This window comes from Oscillibacter valericigenes, assembly GCF_016902445.1.
GTDB lineage: Bacteria > Bacillota > Clostridia > Oscillospirales > Oscillospiraceae > Oscillibacter > Oscillibacter avistercoris.
Window position 1 is genome coordinate 1 of record NZ_JACSNX010000048.1, and the last position, 3,588, is coordinate 3,588.

Annotated in this window: 2 protein-coding genes; one reads left to right on the forward strand and one right to left on the reverse strand. The window is 57.0% G+C overall.

All coding sequences use genetic code 11. The features are described from left to right. Positions 1-274 precede the first annotated feature (274 nt). A complete protein-coding gene (locus H9X91_RS13895; protein ID WP_204805857.1) occupies positions 275-727 on the forward strand; it encodes a hypothetical protein in 453 nt (150 codons plus the stop codon). A gap of 72 nt (positions 728-799) precedes the next feature. Here the strand turns inward: H9X91_RS13895 and H9X91_RS13900 are convergent. Further along, positions 800-3,588 (reverse strand): S-layer homology domain-containing protein (locus H9X91_RS13900; RefSeq protein ID WP_204805858.1); only part of this gene is annotated, 2,789 nt, incomplete at its 5' end.

The following is a 3,588-nucleotide window of genomic DNA, read 5'->3' on the forward strand; positions in this document are numbered from 1 at the left end:
CAAACGGCCAAAGCCTCCGGGCGGCGGAACATTCCCCGCACTACCTCCGGTAGTGCGGGGAAAAGTTGCATCCGTCAGTGCAGCAGAAAAACTTTTTCCGGTGCATGGAGACGTGCAACTTTTGCCCTACACTCCACAGGAGTGTAGGGCAAAGCGGAGGACCAGCCTCCGGCGCGGGAGCATTTTTTTCAGGTCCCGGCGCCCCTGCGGCGGCGGCCCGGCGTTTCCCCCTGCCGGGCCGCCCTGTAAATTGATACGAAACGAGGAATGCTTTTTGAACCAAACGGCCAATTACCAACTGTGTCAGTGGGACCCCACCGACCGGATTTTGATGGAAGATTTTAACAGCGATAACAGCAAGATCGACGCGGCGCTGGCGGGGCTGGCGGGACAGATCTCCGCCGTGTCGGCGGGGATGGGAAACTGCGAGATGGAGGTCCTCACCTACACCGGCGCCGGTGGGGCGGAGCCAAGAAAGATCACCTTCTCCCAGGTGCCGGACGTGTTTCTGGTGGCGGGAAATCTGGCGTTCATCATGGGGCAGGGGGGAAAAGCCACGGCGATCCTCACCTGCAAGGATGCCACATATTCGGAGAGCTTTGTGAACGAGGTGGACGTGGCCTGGAGCGGCAGCCAGCTGACGCTGACCAACACCGTCAACGCCCGCTACCAGATGGACACCAAAAACAAGCCCTACTGGGTACTGGGGCTGAAAAAGAAAGGCTGAACAAAGAAAACCCCCGGGCCGAAGCCCGGGGGTTTTGCTTTGCTCGGAATGAGCGCCGTAATCACTTACGGTTTAGGGGTTGGTCTCGATGACCAAGAAGTCCTCGGCGGTAGCCAGAACGTTGTCGTTATCATCATAGAAGTTGACAACGATCTTCAGCTCCTCAGCCGCCTTCTCACCAGACTCGGCCTTCAAGCTATTGGTCGTACCAACAGTCCAAGTGTAGCCCGGGTTCTGGAAGTCCTTGGTAACAGAGGCAACCTTAGCACCGCTCTCAGTGGTGATGACCACAGAGTAGTAGTCAGCGCCCTTGATCTCCTTGGTGACCTTGAAGTCAACCTTGTAACCATCAGTGTCATAGGACACGCCGGTCAGCTCCAGGGAGCCCTTCTTGACGGGCTTGCCATCGGGGCTGTCGTGATCCTTATCGGGAGTCTCATCCAGAATGATCACAGTCGTCGCACGGCCGTCCTCGATGATGGCGTTGAACTCGTAGTTAGCGCCATCCTCATTCAGGTCTTCCAGAATGGACTTCAGCGTGTCGACACCCGTATCATAAGTGGTCTCCGTCTTGCTGTCGACCTCCTGCTTCAGAACGACGTTGACGTCAGAAGCAACCAGGAAGCCCAGCTTGCCAGAGGTCTCATCATACAGAGTGCTGCCCTTCAGCGTGTACTCGTGCTTCAACTCGTTGGCAATCTGAACAACGACCAGTTCCTCGTCAGCCTCGACCTTGGAAACCGCACCCGCAATGGAGTTAGCATACTCGTCATCGCTTGTGGTGAACAGGTCAACGCTCTTCACGAAGCCGTTAGCGTCATAGTTGACGGTGACCCACTTCTCGGTGATCTTGCTGTCGTCCAGCACGCTCACGCCGGTGTCGTTCTGCTCAGTCAGCATGACGGACTGACCATCAATGATGACCTCACGGGTCCAGGTCCACAGCTCGGTGGTACGGTCATAGCTCTCTTCATCGATGTCATCGCTGATGACATAGGCCACGTCCTTGGAGATAGAAGAGCTCTCGCCCACAACCACGACAGCAATCAGATAGCCGTCATCGCCGTACAGACCATAAGCACCAGAGGAAGTATTTTCATTGCTGGCAGTGCCCAGAGTCGCCTCGGCTTCATCACGGGCGTCGGACCGAGTATAGAGTTCGAACGCCGCGTTTTCCACACCAGTAACGACCTCATCCACGTCGTTAATCACAGTGTAGTCAACGCCGCCCTTGGTTACCTTTTCCAGAGCGCCCAGCAGATAAATGGTGTCCTCGTTGCCATAAACACGAGTATCGGTATCGATGCCCTGCAGAGAGATGTGCTTGGCATCAATCTTCTTGTTGGCCTCAGAGGCATTGCTCCACTTCTGGCCGATGTCGTACTCATCGTCATCGTCGGACAGAACGGCGTTGGAGTCATTGACCTTGGTCAGGGTGTACACGTCGCTGTTGCTGACGGTATAGGTGTACCAAGAGTTGACAACGGGAGCAGCCTGAACCTCACCGTTGTTCTTGACCTCGATGACGTCGCTGGTACCATCCAGGAACAGTGCGTTGGCATCCCAGGTCTTGTTGGACAGGTTGCTGGAGTTGGAATCAACACCGGTGATGAACACATAGTTGTTCACCTTATCCACGATGTCGATGCCGATCACATAGCCGTACTGATCCAGATAGATGTTGTAGGTGGTGTCCTTCAGGTTGGTGACAGAGCCGCCCTCGGTGGTGTAATCCTCCAGGACGTCCGCATCATAGGCGGCGGCCATGTTGTAACTGTACTTGGTGCCATCAACGGTCACGCTGCCGCCCTTGCCGGCGGAGAAGCGGTCGATGTTGGTCTCGGAGATGATCTCCACATCGTCGATGGACTGGACAGCATTGTCGGCATAGGTGACCAGGAAGAACTCATCCTCCACCACATCGGCGATGTTGAAGTCCTCGCCGGACACGGTCTTGTTGTCACCGTCGGCGTCGAGGTAGACCTTGAGGCTGACAGTGTCCTTCTTCTCATTGTAGTCGGCATTAGCCTGGGCCAGATAGGTGTTCACGACGGTGACCACCACGGACTCGTCATCCACATCCACGAAGGCCTGAGTCAGAGCGCCGTTGCCAGTCTCATCAATATCGCCCTTGTTGTTGCGGGCGATATCCTTGTACAGATCGCTGTCGTCGCCGTCCACATAGGAATAGAAGTCGTACTTGTCATAGGCGGTCTTGCCGATGGCGTCATACAGCTCCTTGCCGGTGACGGAAGTGGTGTACTCGGCAACCATCAGGCTGTAGTCCACATAGGTACCGATCTCTTCGCCCTTCCAGCTCCACACACGGGCGGGACGCTCGAAGGCATCGGTCTCCGCATCCAGACGCAGGTCGGTCTGATACCGCTCAGCGAACTCCACGGTGTAGTCGCCAGCCTGGTTATCCTTGGTGTCGTCAATGGAGGTGGCGGCACCGGCGATGCTGGAGGTGATGTAGGTGGGCTCAGAAGCGCCCTGAACGACCTCGATGCCGTTGATGGTGATGTTGGAACCCTTGTTAGCATACTCCACCAGGGTGGCCTTCAGGGTGTTGACCGCATACAGGGCAGCCTCTTCACGGGTGCAGGCCTTGGAGCCCACAAAGTTGTCGTTGCCAGCGGTCAGGCCGATCTCATAGGCGCGGCCGGCCACGTTCACGGTCCAGTTGGTGCCGGTGTAGCCCTCGATGGACTGGTCATAGCCCAGAGCGCCCAGCAGCATCTTCAGGAAGGCGAAGCCGGTCAGGGTGCCGGTGGGACGGAAGGTGCCGTCAGCGTAGCCGCTGATCAGGCCCCGCTCCACGCAGAAGGCGATGTAACCAGCGAAGCTGGAACCGGCGGGCA